Annotated in this window: 18 protein-coding genes; 8 read left to right on the forward strand and 10 right to left on the reverse strand. The window is 58.0% G+C overall.

The features are described from left to right. Window positions 1-83 precede the first annotated feature (83 nt). Window positions 84-1430 carry a DEAD/DEAH box helicase gene (locus CKW32_RS16090; protein ID WP_017735367.1) on the forward strand — a complete coding sequence of 449 codons (1347 nt, stop codon included), beginning with the start codon at window positions 84-86 and terminating at the stop codon, window positions 1428-1430. 49 nt (window positions 1431-1479) lie between these two features. On the opposite strand, the gene CKW32_RS16095 is transcribed toward CKW32_RS16090, so the two are convergent. Further along, a complete protein-coding gene (locus CKW32_RS16095; protein WP_095185399.1) occupies window positions 1480-1755 on the reverse strand; it encodes a hypothetical protein in 276 nt (91 codons plus the stop codon). Between the two features lie 156 nt (window positions 1756-1911). Between CKW32_RS16095 and CKW32_RS16100 the strand changes: the two genes are divergently transcribed. Continuing rightward, complete coding sequence (locus tag CKW32_RS16100) at window positions 1912-2301, forward strand: hypothetical protein (protein ID WP_032887737.1); 390 nt, start codon at window positions 1912-1914, stop codon at window positions 2299-2301. A gap of 42 nt (window positions 2302-2343) precedes the next feature. On the opposite strand, the gene CKW32_RS16105 is transcribed toward CKW32_RS16100, so the two are convergent. From CKW32_RS16105 to CKW32_RS16115, 3 genes are all read right to left on the reverse strand, one after another. Next, on the reverse strand, window positions 2344-3210 hold the full coding sequence (locus CKW32_RS16105) for a DUF6279 family lipoprotein (protein WP_095185400.1): 867 nt from the start codon (window positions 3208-3210) through the stop codon (window positions 2344-2346). 66 nt (window positions 3211-3276) lie between these two features. Beyond that, a complete protein-coding gene (locus tag CKW32_RS16110; RefSeq protein WP_032887741.1) occupies window positions 3277-3999 on the reverse strand; it encodes a TorF family putative porin in 723 nt (240 codons plus the stop codon). 206 nt (window positions 4000-4205) lie between these two features. After that, window positions 4206-4385 (reverse strand): hypothetical protein, encoded by a 180-nt coding sequence (locus tag CKW32_RS16115; RefSeq protein WP_003193095.1) that lies wholly within the window; start codon window positions 4383-4385, stop codon window positions 4206-4208. A gap of 322 nt (window positions 4386-4707) precedes the next feature. On the opposite strand from CKW32_RS16115, the gene CKW32_RS16120 reads away from it, so the two are divergent. From CKW32_RS16120 to CKW32_RS16130, 3 genes are all read left to right on the forward strand, one after another. Further along, window positions 4708-5544 (forward strand): S1 RNA-binding domain-containing protein, encoded by an 837-nt coding sequence (locus CKW32_RS16120; RefSeq protein WP_032887742.1) that lies wholly within the window; start codon window positions 4708-4710, stop codon window positions 5542-5544. A gap of 113 nt (window positions 5545-5657) precedes the next feature. Next, the gene (locus tag CKW32_RS16125; RefSeq protein WP_032887744.1) at window positions 5658-6056 is read left to right on the forward strand and encodes a DUF2177 family protein; all 399 of its coding nucleotides are present in this window, start codon (window positions 5658-5660) and stop codon (window positions 6054-6056) included. Window positions 6057-6255: 199 nt separating this feature from the next. Then, window positions 6256-7698 carry an NCS1 family nucleobase:cation symporter-1 gene (locus CKW32_RS16130; protein ID WP_095185401.1) on the forward strand — a complete coding sequence of 481 codons (1443 nt, stop codon included), beginning with the start codon at window positions 6256-6258 and terminating at the stop codon, window positions 7696-7698. Here the strand turns inward: CKW32_RS16130 and CKW32_RS16135 are convergent. Further along, on the reverse strand, window positions 7610-8815 hold the full coding sequence (locus CKW32_RS16135; protein WP_095185402.1) for an MFS transporter: 1206 nt from the start codon (window positions 8813-8815) through the stop codon (window positions 7610-7612). The two genes, CKW32_RS16130 and CKW32_RS16135, sit on opposite strands and share 89 nt — an antisense overlap. Window positions 8816-8919: 104 nt before the next feature. Here CKW32_RS16135 and CKW32_RS16140 point away from each other — a divergent pair, with 104 nt between their 5' ends. Together CKW32_RS16140 and CKW32_RS28605 are read left to right on the forward strand one after the other, a co-directional pair. Further along, on the forward strand, window positions 8920-9813 hold the full coding sequence (locus tag CKW32_RS16140) for a LysR family transcriptional regulator (RefSeq protein WP_032887750.1): 894 nt from the start codon (window positions 8920-8922) through the stop codon (window positions 9811-9813). 143 nt (window positions 9814-9956) lie between these two features. Beyond that, complete coding sequence (locus CKW32_RS28605) at window positions 9957-10079, forward strand: PA1414 family protein (RefSeq protein WP_003193089.1); 123 nt, start codon at window positions 9957-9959, stop codon at window positions 10077-10079. 90 nt (window positions 10080-10169) lie between these two features. Here CKW32_RS28605 and CKW32_RS16145 read toward each other — a convergent pair whose 3' ends face one another. Beyond that, the gene (locus CKW32_RS16145) at window positions 10170-10478 is read right to left on the reverse strand and encodes a hypothetical protein (protein ID WP_095185403.1); all 309 of its coding nucleotides are present in this window, start codon (window positions 10476-10478) and stop codon (window positions 10170-10172) included. A gap of 505 nt (window positions 10479-10983) precedes the next feature. Between CKW32_RS16145 and CKW32_RS16150 the strand changes: the two genes are divergently transcribed. Further along, window positions 10984-13056 (forward strand): NAD(P)-dependent oxidoreductase, encoded by a 2073-nt coding sequence (locus CKW32_RS16150; RefSeq protein WP_095185404.1) that lies wholly within the window; start codon window positions 10984-10986, stop codon window positions 13054-13056. Between the two features lie 63 nt (window positions 13057-13119). Here CKW32_RS16150 and CKW32_RS16155 read toward each other — a convergent pair whose 3' ends face one another. The 4 genes from CKW32_RS16155 to speB are packed head-to-tail and all read right to left on the reverse strand — an operon-like array spanning window position 13120 to window position 17444. Beyond that, window positions 13120-14502 (reverse strand): sodium:solute symporter, encoded by a 1383-nt coding sequence (locus tag CKW32_RS16155; RefSeq protein ID WP_095185405.1) that lies wholly within the window; start codon window positions 14500-14502, stop codon window positions 13120-13122. Between the two features lie 33 nt (window positions 14503-14535). Continuing rightward, window positions 14536-16047 carry a cytosine permease gene (locus tag CKW32_RS16160; protein WP_095185406.1) on the reverse strand — a complete coding sequence of 504 codons (1512 nt, stop codon included), beginning with the start codon at window positions 16045-16047 and terminating at the stop codon, window positions 14536-14538. A gap of 21 nt (window positions 16048-16068) precedes the next feature. Beyond that, the gene (locus CKW32_RS16165) at window positions 16069-16494 is read right to left on the reverse strand and encodes a nuclear transport factor 2 family protein (protein ID WP_095185407.1); all 426 of its coding nucleotides are present in this window, start codon (window positions 16492-16494) and stop codon (window positions 16069-16071) included. Then, window positions 16494-17444, reverse strand: a complete 951-nt coding sequence (gene speB / locus CKW32_RS16170) for an agmatinase (protein ID WP_032887762.1) — start codon at window positions 17442-17444, stop codon at window positions 16494-16496. The genes CKW32_RS16165 and speB overlap by 1 nt, the downstream gene beginning before the upstream one ends. Window positions 17445-17475: the final 31 nt, after the last annotated feature.

The raw sequence follows: 17475 nt of genomic DNA on the forward strand, positions 1-17475 counted from the left end.
GTTCGCGTAAAGAAACTCGGTTTGGGCGCCCGAAACCGTTACCCTATGCAGCTGATATTTTGTATTTCTTCGAGGTAGCACCCGTGTTTTCCCAATTCGCCCTGCACGAACGCCTGCTCAAAGCCGTGGCCGAGCTAAAATTTGTCGAGCCTACGCCTGTGCAAGCAGCGGCCATCCCGCTCGCGCTCGAAGGGCGTGACCTGCGGGTGACGGCTCAAACTGGCAGCGGCAAAACCGCCGCTTTCGTCTTGCCGGTTCTGAATCGTCTGATCGGCCCGGCCAAAGTCCGCGTGAGCATCAAGACCCTGATCCTGCTGCCGACCCGTGAGCTCGCCCAGCAGACTTTGAAGGAAGTGGAGCGCTTCTCGCAGTTCACCTTCATCAAGTCCGGCATTATTACTGGCGGCGAAGACTTCAAGGTCCAGGCCGCCATGCTGCGCAAGGTGCCGGACATCTTGATCGGCACCCCAGGCCGTATGATCGAGCAACTCAACGCCGGCAACCTCGACCTCAAGGAAGTCGAAGTGCTGGTGCTCGACGAAGCCGACCGCATGCTCGACATGGGCTTTGCCGACGACGTTCAGCGTCTGGTTGCCGAATGTGTCAATCGCCAGCAGACCATGCTGTTCTCCGCCACTACCGGTGGCTCGACCCTGCGCGAAATGGTCGCCAAGGTGCTGAACAACCCTGAGCACTTGCAGGTCAACAATGTCAGCGACCTGAACGCCACCACGCGCCAGCAGATCGTCACCGCTGACCACAACGTGCACAAAGAACAGATCCTCAACTGGCTGTTGGCCAACGAGACCTACCAGAAGGCCATCGTGTTCACCAACACCCGCGCTGCCGCCGACCGCATCTACGGTCGCTTGGTTGCCCAGGAATATAAGGCGTTCGTGCTGCACGGCGAGAAAGACCAGAAGGACCGCAAGCTGGCCATCGATCGCCTCAAGGCGGGCGGCGTGAAGATCCTGGTGGCTACCGACGTGGCTGCCCGTGGCCTGGACGTTGATGGCCTGGACCTGGTGATCAACTTCGACATGCCACGAAGCGGCGACGAGTACGTGCACCGTATCGGCCGTACCGGGCGTGCCGGCAACGATGGCCTGGCCATCTCGCTGATCTGCCATGGCGACTGGAACCTGATGTCGAGCATCGAGCGCTACCTCAAGCAGTCGTTCGAGCGCCGCACCATCAAGGAAGTCAAAGGCACCTACACCGGGCCGAAGAAGGTCAAGGCGTCGGGCAAGGCTGTTGGCGTGAAGAAGAAAAAGACTGACGCCAAGGGCGACAAGAAGAAAACCGGTGCCAAGTCGCCGACCAAGCGCAAGATCGCCAACCGTCCGAAGACCGATAACCTGTCGTTGGTCAGCAAAGACGGCATGGCCCCGCTTAAACGCCGCAAGCCCGAAGCACCGGCTGCTGAATAAGCCAGTGCTGATGTGAAAAAACCGGACATCGTCCGGTTTTTTTATGCCTTCAGTTTTTGGCTTTTGCCGCAGCTTCTTTCAATTCTTTAAGGCGGGCGTCGATCAGCTGGCACTTGTCAGGGAATTCCGCGCTTTCAGTGTCCAGGTCCATCTTCTGCAGCTCGTCGTTCATCTCTTTGGCTTTGGTGGGGTTCTGCTCGGTGAGCTTGGTCACTTCCGTCGCCAACTGCTCTCGTTTCGCCGTGGCCTCTTCGGGCGTGCAGGCCCAGGCGGGCAGGGCCGTGAGCAGGGCGGCGGCGATGGCCAGGTTTCTCAAGGTGTTCATGGTACGTACCTCCTTGGTGATGATGTGCGGTTGAGGGGGCGAACGTCTGGAAAGTTCAGAGAAATGACGTCCGTCTGGCGGGCTGAACGGTGGCAGGTGTGGCATGTCACACCTTTTGACGGGCTACTTTTTCTTAGGCCTGCAGGAGGAATCAGGATGACGACTTACAACTGGGATCTAATCGAACGTCTGCTGCACGAAGTGCAGAACGGCGAAGGCAGCTTTGCCCCGCGCAAATACGCCGAGCAGGAAGCGGCCGAGAAGGCCACGGCGGGTGAGAACACCGGCAATCTGGATGCGCTGAAAAAGACCGCAGCGGATTATGAAGCGCTGCTGTTCAAGCGCGGTTTTATCGAATCGCGCCCCGAGGCAGAGGGCGGAAATGGTGAGAACTTCATTTTGACGCAATTGGGTGCCCAACTGCTGGCGCTGATCGACAGTTCCATTCCCGGCAACGATCACCCGCGCCAAGTGCTGGATGAGCAGCCGGATGCACTGGACCCGGCAACCTTCGCTGAAGTGGCGTCCAAAGCGCAGATTGCCTGACGGGTATGCGCGGACCCAGTGTGGGTGGCAGCCCCTCCCACATTAAATCCCGGCGGCCTTGAGGCATTTGAGTGCCTTGAAGTCGCTGCGTACGCCGTCGATTTTCTGCGTGAGTTTAAGGCGTTGCTGCGGCGTACTTTCGGCCATCACGTCGACAATCAGGCTGCGCGCCGCAGCTTCGGTCTGGGCGTAAGCCGCGCGATATTGCGGGGTCCATAGGCTTTCGCGGTCCACCAGCAGTTGCTGCATCTTCTGTGGGAATTCGGCGCTGTGGCGTTGCTGCACCGCTTCGATAAATTGCGCCTGCCAATGGGCGCGATTGCCGATCCATTCCTGATTCTGTTCGCCCAGCGCGACGGACCACGCGGTGACGCGATTTTGCTGGCTAGCGCTCAGTGGGCCCATCCAGGTGTCCAGGCGTTTGTTCATGCGCTCGGCGCGGTCCTTGATTTGTTGGGCGAGGGGCGGCTTAAGGTAGTCATCCTGGCGTTTACGCAGATCCTTGGCCAGGGCGTCGTTCATTTCTTTGACCTGCTGATCATTCAGTCCCTGGAGCAATTCGATGGCTGAGGGGGTGATTTCGCGGGCGACTTCAGCGATTGCCTGTTCGGCTTCGGCGGTGCGCGTTTTCAGTGCCGAATCGGTGACCTGGTTTTCGTCGACCATCTGTTGCAGGCGATCGAGCCAATCGAGATAACCCGGCAACTGCGTGGTGCAATGCCAGGCCAGGTGTTCCTTGAGCTTATCGTTGAACCAACTCTTCTGCCCGGCGTTCATGTCCAGGTAGTCATTGAGGGTCCAGGGGATGATCACGTCCAGGTTGCGGTAGGCCAGGCCCACGCGGTTGCAGCCGGCGAGTGCCAGGCTTAGGGTCAGCAGGGCCACCAACAGTTTGAGCCGACGCAGCATGGGCGTTTCCTTGGGCAGAGGGATTCAATGCATGTGAACCCGCGCCAGGCGCTACAGTTCAGCCCATCAATAAAACGACCGCGCGGCCTTTAACGTCAACAGCCCGTCGCATTGCGAATTGTGTCCGGAGTACGCCGAGCAGTCGCCGCCGCTAAGGCTGGAGTCGCTGTAAATCAGGTCCAAGTCGATGCCCTTCCAGGCGCGGGAGAACTGAACCGACCAGTCGCTGAAGCTGCTGATGGTGCCGCCGTCCACCGAAGCTGGAGTGCCCAATTGGTGGGTGGTGTACTTCATGCTGACGCCGATGCCGAAGGGTTGGGTGCCGCCCAGGTCGGCGAAGAGGGTGCTGTCCTGGCGGTCCGGGTCGTTGCTGAAGGAGGCACCGAAACGATTGCCCAACAGGTTCAAGCCACCGTAGAACTCTTGGCTGTCGAGGGGGCTGAGCTTGGGGTAGCTGTAGTGGATCAAGCCGACTTCGTAGCCGAGCGTCTGGTCGAAGGGGTGTTTGAAGCCCATGTAGGAGTCGACTTCGAGGGTGCTTGCCGAAGACAGGCCCATGTTTGGCGAGAACTGGCCGAAGTACAGGCCGCTGTTGTGGCTGAGGTCCAACCCCCCGTGGAAAGAGTCGCTGCCCGGCGAGGTCGGCTTGACCAGGCCCTGTGCCATGCTGCGGCTGGGGGTGGTGCCTAATTTCAGGTCGAAGTCGCCCAATTCGCGCTGGAAGATCTGCGCTTCGGCAAGGGGGCAAGCCACTAATGTGCTGACCAGAAAAATGCAGGATTTGAGCATGCTTCACTCCATGAAAAGCGAGGAGCAGTAACGGAGAAAATCGGGCAGATGCCCGTGCTAGACGTGTGCAAGGATACCGGCGAATGCCAGGCGATGAGGCCCGTTCGTCGATTAACGCAATATTGAATGTAGAAGGAGGGTGTTTCGGGCTCTAGTCCTAGCGCCTTGGAGGCAAGACGCTTAGGGACCAGGTATTTTGCGCGGTATTACTTTTTACCCAGGCTGATCTGCTTGGACGGGCCGAAAGTCTGGCCGCTCACGCCTTTTGCAATTTGCTGGATTTCGCCACCGGACTTGAGGAAAGCAGCGATTTGGCTGTTGATCGATTCGCTGGTTTCAACGGCTGGAGCTGGCTTTGCTTTGCTGTTGGATGCTTTTACGCGCATGGCGGCCACTAACCTGTAGAAAATTAACTTGGCCAGGCATCGTACAGGAAATACTTGACAATTGCTTGGCAAATATCCCCTGGGAATAAGTGGCGCGGCTGGAAATAACCGAAGTTCATCGCTGGAATTAGGCCCTAACTTACTGTTTTGACTCGAAACCACCCAGCAATGCAGTGCTGGTGGAAGGGCAAAACTCAGTCGAATGATCGGACGAGCGGAGCGATGCCATCGTAGGGCCATGCCAGGCCGCGATTTTTCAGGCGTGCGCGCGTCGCGGGCGCAACTCGGGTAGAATGCCGCCCACGCAATGAGGGTATTGGAAATGGCTCTAGTCGGGCGCTACAACAGCTTACAAGTGGTTAAACACACTAACTTCGGTTTGTACCTTGATGGTGCGCAAGATGGCGAAATCCTCTTGCCTAATCGGTATATCCCAAAAGATATTCCCAGTGAAGATGAAGACTGGCTTAACGTTTTTATTTACCTGGACAGCGATGACAAACTTATCGCCACCACCGAAAAACCCAAAGTTCAAGTCGGCGAATTTGCCAGTTTGAAAGTGGTGGAAGTCAACAGTATTGGCGTGTTCCTCGATTGGGGTCTGCCAAAGGACCTTTTGCTTCCGTACTCGGAAGAAAAACGTCAGATGACCGCCGGTGAATACTGCGTGGTGCACGTCTATCTCGACAAGCACACCAAGCGTATTACCGCCACCGCGCGCCTTGACCGCTACCTGGACAAGACGCCGGCCAACTACGTTGTGGGCCAGGAAGTCGACCTCTTGGTGGCCGAAGCCACTGATATGGGCTTCAAGGCGATCATCAACAACAAACACTGGGGGCTGATCCACAAGAACGAAGTGTTCAAGTTCCTGCGTCCCGGCAAGGAAGAGAAAGGCTTCATCAAAGAGATCCGCGCCGATGGCAACATCAGCCTGAGCCTGCAACCGGTCGGCCAGGAAGCGGCCTCCAGTCTCAACTCGAAGATCCTCGCCAAGTTGCGCGAAAACAACGGCACGTTGCCGGTCAGCGATAAAAGCGACCCGGCAGTAATCAGCAACTTGTTCGGCGTGAGCAAGGGTAACTTCAAGAAGGCTATTGGTGCGCTCTACAAGCAGGGTCAGATCGTGATTCACGCGGATCGCATTGAACTAAGCTGAGTAGGGTTTGCTCTTCTGTAGGAGCGAGCTTGCTCGCGAAAAGGGTACATCCGATACCGCGATGGGCCTGAGATATTTTCGCGAGCAAGCTCGCTCCTACAGAGGTCCGCTTGATGTCTAAAAAATCGTTGTTCGCCTACCTCGGCACCTTGCTTGCTTTTCTGGTGCTCGACGGCCTCTGGCTCGGCGTCCTCATGGGCCCTACCTACAAATCCCTGCTGGGCCCGCTGATGCTTGATCAGCCCCGCCTATTGCCCGCAGTGCTGTTCTATCTCCTGTATGTCCTCGGTTGTGTGGTGTTCGTGGTCTTGCCAAGCATCAACTGGCAACGCGCAGCGCGTCTGGGTGCCTTGCTGGGTCTGGTGGCCTATGGCACCTATGACCTGAGCAACTGGGCCACACTGCAAGGCTGGTCTGCGAGCTTGGCCCTGATGGACATGGCCTGGGGCACCTTCCTGACAGCGGTGTGTTGCACGGTTGGACACGTGTGTGCACATCGGGTGCACCGATGATTGTGTACAGGATTTATGTGCACCGTTGCTGAGCGCGGTCCCCGCTACTAAACCGTCATAAGCGCCTTTGGAGCACCGTCGTAGAGGGATTGTGTGCCATTGGCACGCATTCTGCTGACTGTCTCGTATACAAACCTGGCCGCTTCCCGTATGCATCCCCGTGACGGAAGCGCAGGCCGGTATTACGAGGAGCCCAGCGATGACCGAACAATTGCCCAAAGGCTATAGCCCGCGCCTGTACAACCAGGATCTGGGCCCACTGCCGCAGAAGTGGAACTGGTACAACATTTTTGCCTTCTGGATGAGTGATGTGCACAGCGTCGGCGGTTATGTATTCGCTGCCAGTCTGTTCGCCTTGGGGCTAGCCAGTTGGCAGGTGTTGATCGCCTTGCTCGCGGGTATTTGCATCGTGCAATTGATCGCCAATCTGGTGGCTAAGCCTAGCCAGCAGGCCGCCGTTCCTTATCCAGTCATCTGCCGGCTCGCATTTGGTGTGTTTGGCGCGAATATTCCTGCGGTGATTCGTGGCCTGATTGCCGTGGCCTGGTACGGGATTCAGACCTATCTGGCGTCCAGCGCTTTGATCATCGTGGTGTTGCGCTTTTTCCCACAGATGGCGGTGTATGCAGAACCGCATTTCGCCGGTCTGTCCTACCTGGGCTGGTTTGGTTTCCTCAGCCTGTGGGTACTGCAAGCTGCAGTTTTCTGGGCCGGCATGGAGTCTATCCGCCGCTTTATCGATTGGGCGGGGCCGGTGGTATATGCGGTGATGTTTGCCCTGGCTGGCTGGATTGTGTGGAAGGCTGGCTGGTCGAACATCAGCTTTACTCTGTCGGAAAAGTCCCTGTCGGGCTGGCAAGCGTTCGGCCAAGTGATCGTAGCCACGGCGCTGGTGGTGTCGTACTTCTCTGGGCCAACCCTGAATTTCGGCGATTTCAGCCGCTACTGCCGCAGCATGCAGGATGTGCGACGCGGAAACTTTTGGGGCCTGCCGGTGAATTTCCTGGCGTTTTCCCTGGTGACGGTGGTGATCGTCTCTGGCACCTTGCCGGTGTTTGGCGAAATGCTCCACGACCCGATCGCCACGGTTTCGCGTATCGACAACAACATGGCCGTGCTGCTTGGCGCATTTGCCTTTGTGACCGCGACCATCGGTATCAATATCGTCGCCAACTTTGTGTCCCCTGCGTTTGACTTCGCCAACGTCGCGCCAAGCAAAATCAGCTGGCGTGCCGGGGGCATGATCGCAGCAGTAGCCTCGATCTTTATCACTCCATGGAACCTGTTCAATAACCCGCTGATGATCCACTACACCCTGGATATCCTCGCGGCGTTTATCGGGCCGCTGTTTGGGATTCTGTTGGTAGATTTCTACCTGATCAAAAAACAGGAAATCGATGTAGATGCGCTGTTCGATGACAGCCCAAGCGGGCGCTATTACTTCGACGGCGGCGTGAACTGGACAGCGGTCAAGGCGCTGGTGCCCGCGACACTGGTGGGCGTCGCGATCACCTTCACACCGGCGTTGCAGGGCATGGCCAACTTCGCCTGGTTTACCGGCTGCTTCCTGGGAGGGCTGTTTTTCCTGGCGCTGTCACGGCGCGAACAGGTGCGCACGCAAGCGCCTTTGGTTGCGGGCTAACCAATATCCCCCCCGCCAAGAACAGGCCTGTACCGGCAATCACCAATGCCGGTTGCAGGCCGCCGCTTAGATGGCTGCTCGCCGACGCTAATAAGGGCCCGCTCAATTGGCCGATGGCAAAGCTGGCGGTCAGCAGACCGGTGCTGCGCTGGTAGCCGTGGGGCGCCACATCCCGCAAGCGCGCCATCACCAATTGCATACAGGCCAGGAACGGACCGCCGCAAAGCAGAACGCCCAGTGCCAACCCCCAGCCATTGCCCAGCAAGCACGTGAACACTCCGGCCGCTTGCAGCCACAGGGTTGTCATCAGCCAGCGGCGAGTAGCGTCTGGATCTTTGCGACGCAGAGTCGCCACGCCCACGCCAATCGCTGCCAGCAGGCCAAAGCACGGCCAGAACAGATCGGCCTGCCAGGCCCCTTTGAACTGGGCGCTGGCCATCTGTGACAGGAAGGTCGCTGGAATGATGTAACCCAGTCCGAATAGCACATAAACCCAGCACAGGTGCGTGATGCTGCCGTTGCTGCCCGCGTCGCTATGACCGGCGCCAGGGGCGCTGGCACAAGGCTGCGGCAAAAACGGCAGGATCGCCAGCAGCATCACCAGTGCTACAGCACCATAGATCAACCATAACGTGGCGGAGTTTTGCCCCAGCAGGTTTGAGCCGAGCGCCAATAGCCCGGTCAACAGAATCCCCAGGCCCGGCCCGGCAAATACCAGAGCACCCAGACGCGGGCGTCCGGCGGTAAGCGCCAGCGGCTGGCTCAAGCTAGTGATCATCACCAATGCCCAGGCACTTGCCACGCCAGTGCCAAAGCGCAACAGCAGATGAGGCCAGAACCCATGGGCCCAAGAGGACGCAAAGGTCAGCAGCACACATAACCAGAGCCCACCGTACAGCCGACCGCGTACATGACGGTGACCGCGGGCGAAAATCGAATCCACCGCGCCCACGAAGTAGCCGAGGTAATTGGCGGCGGCGATCAGGCCGGCGTCGGTCAGGTCGATCTGCCCTTCGCTAAGCATGTGGGGCATTTGTGGAGTGAGGGCGAAGCGGCCAATGCCCATGGCCATCATCAGGGCGATGGAGCTGGCGAGTAAGCGAATCAGGGGTGACATGGTCAGGTGTCCTGCTGAGAAACGAATGACCCTCAGCCTAAGGTGTGTTGACTTTCTGTAAAATTGAATAATATTGAGTAACTTATTCAGTTTTGGAGAAAGTCGTGGAGTTCAGTCAATTGCGCATTTTCCAGGCCGTGGCGGAAGAGGGGTCCATCACCCGCGCGGCTGAGCGCCTGCACCGCGTGCCGTCAAACCTATCGACCCGACTCAAACAGATGGAGGAACAGCTCGGTGTAGAGCTGTTCCTGCGCGAACGTCAGCGCTTGCAGCTGTCTCCGGCGGGCAAGATATTGCTGGACTACAGCACCCGTCTGCTGGCACTGCACGATGAGGCCCATGGCGCCGTGCAAGGTGGGCAACCGGCCGGCGACTTTGTTCTGGGCAGCATGTACAGCACTGGAGCAGTGCATTTGCCCAAGCTGCTGGCGCGTTATCACAAGGCCTACCCAATGGTGAATCTGCAGGTGCAGTCAGCGCCCAGTGGTGAGTTGCTGGAAGGTCTGATCACGGGGCGTCTGGACGCAGCGTTTGTGGACGGCCCGCTGACCATCGCCAGCCTGGACGGCGTGCAGTTATGCGAGGAAAAACTGGTGCTGATCTGTGAAGCCGACCACCCACCCGTGCGTGGCCCCCAGGATGTTGCCGGCCGCTCGGTGTTTACGTTCCGACGCAGTTGCGCTTATCGCACACGCCTGGAGAGCTGGTTTTCCCACGAGCGCGTAGCCATGGGACGGGCGATTGAGATCGAGTCATATCAAGGCATGCTCGCTTGCGTGATTGCCGGTTCAGGGGTGGCGTTGATGTCCCAAGCCATGCTCGACAGCCTGCCAGGCAAGGACAGCGTGTCCGTTCATCCACTGACAGGGCATTTTGCCACTGCGACCACCTGGTTGATGTGGCGAAAGGGTATGCTCGGCGCTAACCTCAATGCGTGGATCGACTTGCAGCAAGAGGGCCAGGCGACGGTAATGAAAGACACCCGCGCCATTGCCTGACCGGTCCGTCAGAATTCGGATGAATTCAGTAATAGTTCGTTGTGGTTTCGTTCAAGCAATATGTAGGACTTAGGGCTACTATCAGTGTAGGAAAAGGCGACATAGCTTGCGCCTACAAGCATTACCCTCAAAGGGGGCAAACCATGAAAGAGAAAATCCAAAACTGGCTCCATGATCTGGGCGTTGCACTGGGCTTGATCGAGCCTCCGCTGCAGCCGGTGCCGATTCGTACGGATGACGAGCAGCGTCGCCCACGTCGCAGATGAGGCCCGGGGAGCGCTCGCGCGATGAATACCTCTCTATGTCGTGGGAGCGCTGCCAGGTAAATCGGATGGCTGTACGACGTGTGAGTTGCGTCATTCGCCTTTACTGACTTCGGTAAACCCGAAGCTATGTATGTGCTCCTCGTCAGTGGCGCAATCGTGATAATGGCCCTTCACCTCCATCTCACCATTGAAACTTCCGTGAACTTCAAAGCCGAACCAGTCTTTAAATGCTCGTTCTATGGGCAGTGTGGCAAATGAAGTCCCGTTTTTATAAAACATGAGCTTGTATATTCCAGTGCAGACGCCTGCGTGGGGGCCGTTTATATGCACGCGGTCGCCTGTCTTAAGTTGCGGTGGAACTGTTGACGCTGCGGGGTAGCTAGGATCGCGCTGTTTCATTTCATCACCTCATGGGTTATCGGGTAGCCAAGCCAATTTCTTCAGATTTGAAATGGCCATGTCAGGCTATTACGGCCCTCAGCGGTCCTTCTACTGTGATAACTATCAGTTCCGACTAATGGCAGCTGGGTGAGCTCAGGGAAAACAGGTGCAGCATCCGCGTGCATCTGATGCAGTAAATTCCTCCCGAACATATTCGTTGGGTAACGCCTCGTAGATACGGGTTGCAGTCCGTAAGTGAGCGTGCCATTCAGGCTGTGCTTTTTTAAGACCGGAATTGGACTACCCGTTTATCAGAAGCGGTTGGGTTAGTTAGTTTGAAATATCGGAGTAGTTTGAGTTTCGTTAAGTAATGATTTGTACCGCTTACTGATATAAAGCTTCCTGAAGAAAACGGGTTTATGAAGAGTGAGTTTTAGGGCTTTAAGTATTTAAAGTGTTGGCCCCAACTTATTTAACTCCTATCTCCAGGCATTAGTCAGCCAGAATTGTTGGAGACGAAACTATGCTGCTCTCTCACGTTCCGCCAGTTGCCGCGTCACTCATCGCCACTACCGAAAATATTTTACATATCGCGCCTACGTCGAGCCGTTGGAAGGCTGATGCACCCAGCAACGTAGTGTTTTTCCCCCCGAACTCAACCAAGCAAGCGCTGCTGCTACAGATCGGGCTCGTGCGCCCTTCAACGATCATTATTGGAGATCAGGTTATCGATGGGGAGGTCATCGACCTATGGCGTTTAAGCCACCCATTTGGAGATCTCTGTCTGATTCGCCGAGGCACAAGTCTGGATAAGGTGCGGTTGGATTTATGCGAGTCAAACGGCATTCGAGTGGTCAACACTCCTGGGGTCAACGCGCCGCACGTTGCGGCTTATATCGCGCACTGGCTGACACTTGCCGATGGCTTTACACCCCAAGACATCTGTGTCCTGGGTTACGGAAATGTGGGGAAAGAGCTGGTCAAGTTGTTACTTGATCGAGATCCGCATGTTCGGATCAAAGTGTTGAGTCCACGCAACCAGGCGTGTCCAGATAGCCGAGTCTCATTTGTGTCGGACTGGTCCGAGGCACTGCAAGGGGCTCGTTCTATCGCCATTTGTTTATCCCTGAATGATGATTCTGCCCATCGCATTGATCGGGCCCTGATTCAATGTATGCACAGGCAGGCGCGTCTGATCTGCGTCTCCAAACCAGATGTCTTCAGCGACGATGCGTTGCAATCCCTTTCACTGGCTGAAGACGTCCAACTTGTCTTGGATTACGGGCCTGCGACATTGGAGGCGTTTCGGATGCGTACACAAGCGCTCGGTTGCAGTGTCGCCACCTGGCGCAGACCGGCGACGCTGACTGCACAGGCGGCAACCACCGAAGCCTGCCATTGCGACCTTGATTATGCCGTCGCTGTTCAATTGAGCTTGATGGCCCTGCGTGGCCTTGTCAGGCGCAAACTTGCACGCTCACTGACGATCCCCACACTGCATGCACATGCCAATGCGCCCCGTGTATCAATCATCGGCAGAGGGATCAAAGGCCTGCTCCAGGCCGTGATGTTTCGCTTGGCGAATTATCAGGTAACAGTCTATGGAGGCAATCGGGACAGTGATGGTGCCAGCCATAAGCGTATGAATATGCGCCATCTTTCAGCAACTGAGACGACTGCAAAGCCGCCACATAACGACTATTTACTTCCAGGAAATCAGTATCTGGCCATTGAGTGCAACCGCGCCGGCATTGAGTTGTTTGAAAAATTTCTGGCTGACAACCCATCACTGGAGCAATTTGCGCGAGCGCGGGTTGTGCGCGCTTATACGGAGACAACCAGTGAAGTAGATGCCGCAATACGCGAGCAACGCGAGATCGAAAGCAGACCGTGGCCTAGTGGCAAACCTGGAGGTGAGCTCAGAGAAATCAGCCCACAACAACTCCACGCGCTTTGTGGCATCCATGGAGTCGGAAGGGCTATTGAAGTATCAGGCTACGATGTGGAATTTGTTCACCTAATGGATGAGATTGAGGTGCTGTTGCAGTGCTCTGGGGTTCAGTTCCAGCCTCAGCATCTGAGCCGTGTCCAAATTGCTGAGCTGAGCAAAGAACATTTCGTCGTCAGTGCCATGGGCGTAGAGGAGCCAGAGGTTATCGCGATCATCGGCTGGTTTTTCAAGCTGCCTGCTGTGGGTAATGAAGGCGCTGAAATGCGGGGGCTCAAGCTTCAATACGATCTGCCAATTGGTGTCATGAATTGCCGCTTGGACGGGCACTGCATTCTCGTCTCCGGTGGACAGGTCCCGCCCGATTCGGCGCCGGAGTACAAAGAGCAGATCCTGGCAGCCTGTCTGGCCGCTGTTTCTCTTCACTTTCCAATGTCTTATTGCAGTGCAATCGAAAGTGGCGACTTGCATATTGTCGAATGTGCCAGGCCCGGCACCTCAGATGGACTTTCGATCGTTTATTGGGCCGCCCATCATCAAATCGCCGCCGGAGGCACCTATGCCGGAGGCACAACCCAAGGATTGGTATGGGCCTCCCTGGTCCAGGAAATCATCCAGGCAAACCAAAACCTGTCAGTTGGACGATAAAAAAACGGGCGCGACATCCGACGTCGCGCCCGCTGAAGAAACCGCTCTTGATTCTGTGAGGCCTCAAACCACCCGAGTCGCCATCGCCTCCGACCGCCGGGACAACAAACTGACCAGCACAAAGCTCACCAGCCCAACCGCCAGGCTGTAGTAAATCGGCGTGTTCGCATCCAGCCCATCCTTGAACATGAACACCAGCGCCGTCACAAAGCCCAGCGTCATGGACGTAATCGCCCCCGACGTGGTCGCGCGCTTCCAGAAGATCGCGCCAATCAACGGGATCAACATCCCGCCGACCAAAAGGTTATAGGCCAGGGTCAGCGCGCTGATTACATCGCTGACCACCAGCGCGATACCCAGCACGGCGATACCGGTCAGCATCGTGAACAGGCGGTTGATGTTGAGGCTCGACTGCTTACCACCACGCAAACGCGGCAGCAGGTCCTCGGTCAGTACGGTGGAGGCGGCCAGCAAGCCGGCGCTGGCCGTCGACATCATCGCCGCCAGTGCTGCCGCGATCACCAGCCCACGGATGCCGTCCGGCAGCGACAGTTTGACGATGGCCGCAAACGCGTTGTTGACGTTGTCCAGGTCCGGAATCAGTACATGGGCCGCCATGCCTATCAGCGCACAGGCCAGGCCGTAAAGGATGCAGTAGAAACCGGCGAAGGTGCCCGCGTACTTGGCGACTTTTTCATCACGGGCGGTGAACACCCGCTGCCAGATGTCCTGGCCGATCAGGATGCCGAAGAAGTAGATCATGAAGTAGGTAATGATCGTGTCCCAGCCGATCGCGGTGAAGCTGAAGCTCGACGCCGGCAGCTTGGCTACCAGTTCATCCCAGCCGCCTACGCGGTACAGGCAGATCGGCAGCAGGATAAACATCAGGCCAACGGTCTTGATCACGAACTGCACAATGTCGGTGAGGGTCAGCGACCACATGCCGCCGATGGTCGAGTACACCACCACCACGCCGCCGCCCAGCAGTACCGAGATCCAGAACGGCAGGCCGAACAGCACTTGCAGCACGGTGCCGATGGCCAGGATCGAAGTTACGCCGATCATCAGCGCGTAGGCCAGCATGATCACCGCACTCGCTTGGCGAGCCATGGGGTTGTAGCGTTTTTCCAGGACCTGGGTGACGGTGAAGATCTTCAGTTTGAGCAGCGGCTTGGCCAGGAACAGGTTCAGCGCAATGATTCCCATGCCCAGCGCGGCGCACAGCCAGAAGCCGGAGATGCCATGCACATAACCCAGGCGCACGGTGCCGACGGTGGACGCGCCGCCCAATACCGTCGCGGCCATGGTGCCCATGTACAGCGACGGGCCCAGGTTGCGCCCGGCCACCAGATAGTCTTCGTGGGTCTTGGCGCGGCGCATGCCGTAATAGCCGAGCACGAGCATGCCGGCGGCGTAGATGAGTACGACGAATAAATCCAAAGCCATGACGGCGAGTCTCCGATTATCTTTTTTATGAGGTCAGGCGGCGTGTTGCATCGCCGGTTTAGCGAGCGAATCCATGCTCTTGCTGCGTGGATCAGTCGGTCCATAAACAGAGGCCGGCTCCGGGAACACTCGCAACAACGTCAGGTAAACCACTGACGCCAACCCCAGCGTTACCGGCAGGCTGATATCGATGCCATCGGCCAAATTGCCCAGTGGCCCGACAAACTGCCCCGGCAGGTTGACGAAGCACAGGCCCACCAACGCGCTCGGAATCCAGGCCCCCAGCCCGCGCCAGTTCCAGCCATGGCTGAACCAGTAGCGCCCGCCGGTTTCACCGCGGGTGAACACTTGCAGGTCATCCGGGCAGTAGAAGCCGCGGCGCACGATCAGGCCGATGATCATCATCACCATCCACGGCGTGGTGCAGGTGATGATCAGCACGGCGAAGGTCGACACGCTCTGCACCAGGTTGGCGGCGAAACGTCCGATAAAGATGAAGGCAATCGACATCACCCCAATCAGCAGCGTGGCCTTGACCCGCGACAGCAGGCGCGGGAATACGCTGGACATGTCCAGCCCCGTGCCATACAGCGAGGTCGTGCCGGTGGACATGCCGCCGATCACCGCGATCAGGCACACCGGCAGGAAGAACCAGGTGGGTGCAACCGCCAGCAGGCCACCGACATAGTTGTTGGCTGCGATGTAATCCGGTGCCTTGATCGCCACGATGGTCGCGGTGGCGAGGCCAAACAGGAACGGGATCAAAGTAGCGATTTGCGCCAGGACCACTGCCAGCATGATGCGCATTTTCGGCGTCTCACGGGGGATGTAGCGTGACCAGTCTCCGAGGAACGCGCCGAAGGAAATCGGGTTGCTCATGGCTACCAGCGCAGCGCCGATAAACGCGGCCCAGAAGCCGGTCTGGCCCATGGCGACGCTGCCTGAGAAGTGGCTGTCAAAGGCTGGCGCGAACGCGAAGATCCCTAGCAAAAACAGCAGGCTCGCCGCCCACACCGCAATTCGGTTGACCCACAGCATGAAGCGAAAGCCGTAGATGCACACCGTGAGGACAAGCAGGGCGAACAGGCCGTAGGCGAGGCCCAGGGTCAGGTCGGTTTCCGGCAGGCCAATCAGGCGTTTCGCACCTCCGACCAGCGCATCGCCTGAACTCCACACCGACAGTGAGAAGAAGGCAATTGCCGTCAGCAATGACAGAAACGAACCGACAATCCGCCCGTGCACCCCAAAGTGCGCACCGGAAGACACCGCGTTGTTAGTGCCATTGATCGGCCCGAACAAGCCCATAGGCGCCAGGATCAGAGCACCCAGCAGCACGCCCAGCACAATGGCCCAGACACCGGCCTGGAATGACAAGCCAAACAGCACTGGGAACGAGCCCAGCACGGCAGTGGCGAAGGTATTGGCACCGCCGAAGATCAGACGGAACAGATCCTTGGGGTTGGCGGTACGTTCGTGGTCCGGAATCTGTTCGACCCCGTTGGTTTCAATCTTGCGAATACTGTTTTCGTTGTTTTTATTATTCATGATCAGCTCCGATCACATTGGCTAAGGGGGCGGCAGCCCTTCCGGCACAGCGGACAAATGTTCGTGACAGGCCAGCCACAGGCCTTGTTTTTGTTGTGTGCGTAGCCCTTGCCGTTTGAAGACAATGGTCTCGCGTTCCTGGCTGAAAAATTGCTCCCCGTTCATGCGCAACTCGGTGGCCACGTCATGAATAAATATCGCCACATCCTCACCTTGCAGGCTGACAGACGGGTTGCTCGACGTGCAGGACAGCACCTCGAAGCCCTCGTCCGCGCGCCAGCTGTCCCACAACGCCTGGTAGGCATCGCGGCTGAGCAGCGGTTGGGGGAGGGTGTAGAACACAAAGCTGGCATCGCCCGTGAACGCACCGAAGTAGGCGGCGCGGTCATTGCGGGCGAAGGCCGCCACCAGGTCGGCGGCGGCTTGCAGCACCTCGTGCGTGCTCATCAGCGATGCGCCACGCCGGGCAGTACGCAGAGCATCTCGTACAGCAGGTTGGCGCCGAGCAGCGAGGTGTTGCCGGTGGTGTCGTAGGGCGGCGAAACTTCTACCAGATCACAACCAACCAGGTCGAGGCCCTGGCAACCACGGATGATCTCAATGGCCTGGATAGTGGTCAGCCCGCCGATTTCCGGAGTGCCTGTGCCGGGGGCCCAGGCGGGATCGATGCCGTCGATGTCGAAGCTCAGGTACACCGGGCCGCCGCCAACTTTCTCCCGCACTTCGGCCATCAACGGCGCGAGGGAGTGGTGCCAGCATTCTTCCGCCTGGACCACGCGAAAGCCCTGTTTGCGGCTCCAGTTGAAGTCTTCCGCGGTGTAGCCCTGGGCGCGCAGGCCGATCTGCACCACGCGGTCGCAATCGAGCAGGCCTTCTTCCACGGCGCGGCGGAAGGTGGTGCCGTGGGCGATTTTCTCGCCGAACATATGGTCGTTGACGTCGGCGTGGGCATCGATGTGCACCAGCCCGACCTTGCCGTGTTTCTTGTGGATCGCCCGCAGGATCGGCAGGGTGATGGTGTGGTCACCGCCCAGCGTCATGGGGATCACATCGTGTTCTAGGATCTCGTCGTAGGCTTCTTCGATGATGCGCACGGCGTCGAGCAGGTTGAAGGTGTTGATCGCCACGTCGCCGATGTCAGCCACGGAAAGCGAGTCGAACGGTGCTGCGCCGGTGGCCATGTTGTACGGGCGGATCATCACTGATTCGGCGCGGATTTCACGCGGCCCGAAGCGGGTGCCGGCACGCAGCGAGGTGCCGATGTCCAAGGGCACGCCGACAAAAGCAGCGTCCAGGCCTTTGGCCGATTGCAGGTGGGGAAGACGCATCATGGTGGCGATGCCGGCGAAGCGCGGCATTTCGTTGCCGCCCAGTGGTTGGTGGAAGATCTTGTCCACGGGATTGCCTCATCGTTGTTTTGTTTATTAG

This window comes from Pseudomonas sp. Irchel 3H9 (genome assembly GCF_900187495.1).
GTDB lineage: Bacteria > Pseudomonadota > Gammaproteobacteria > Pseudomonadales > Pseudomonadaceae > Aquipseudomonas > Aquipseudomonas sivasensis.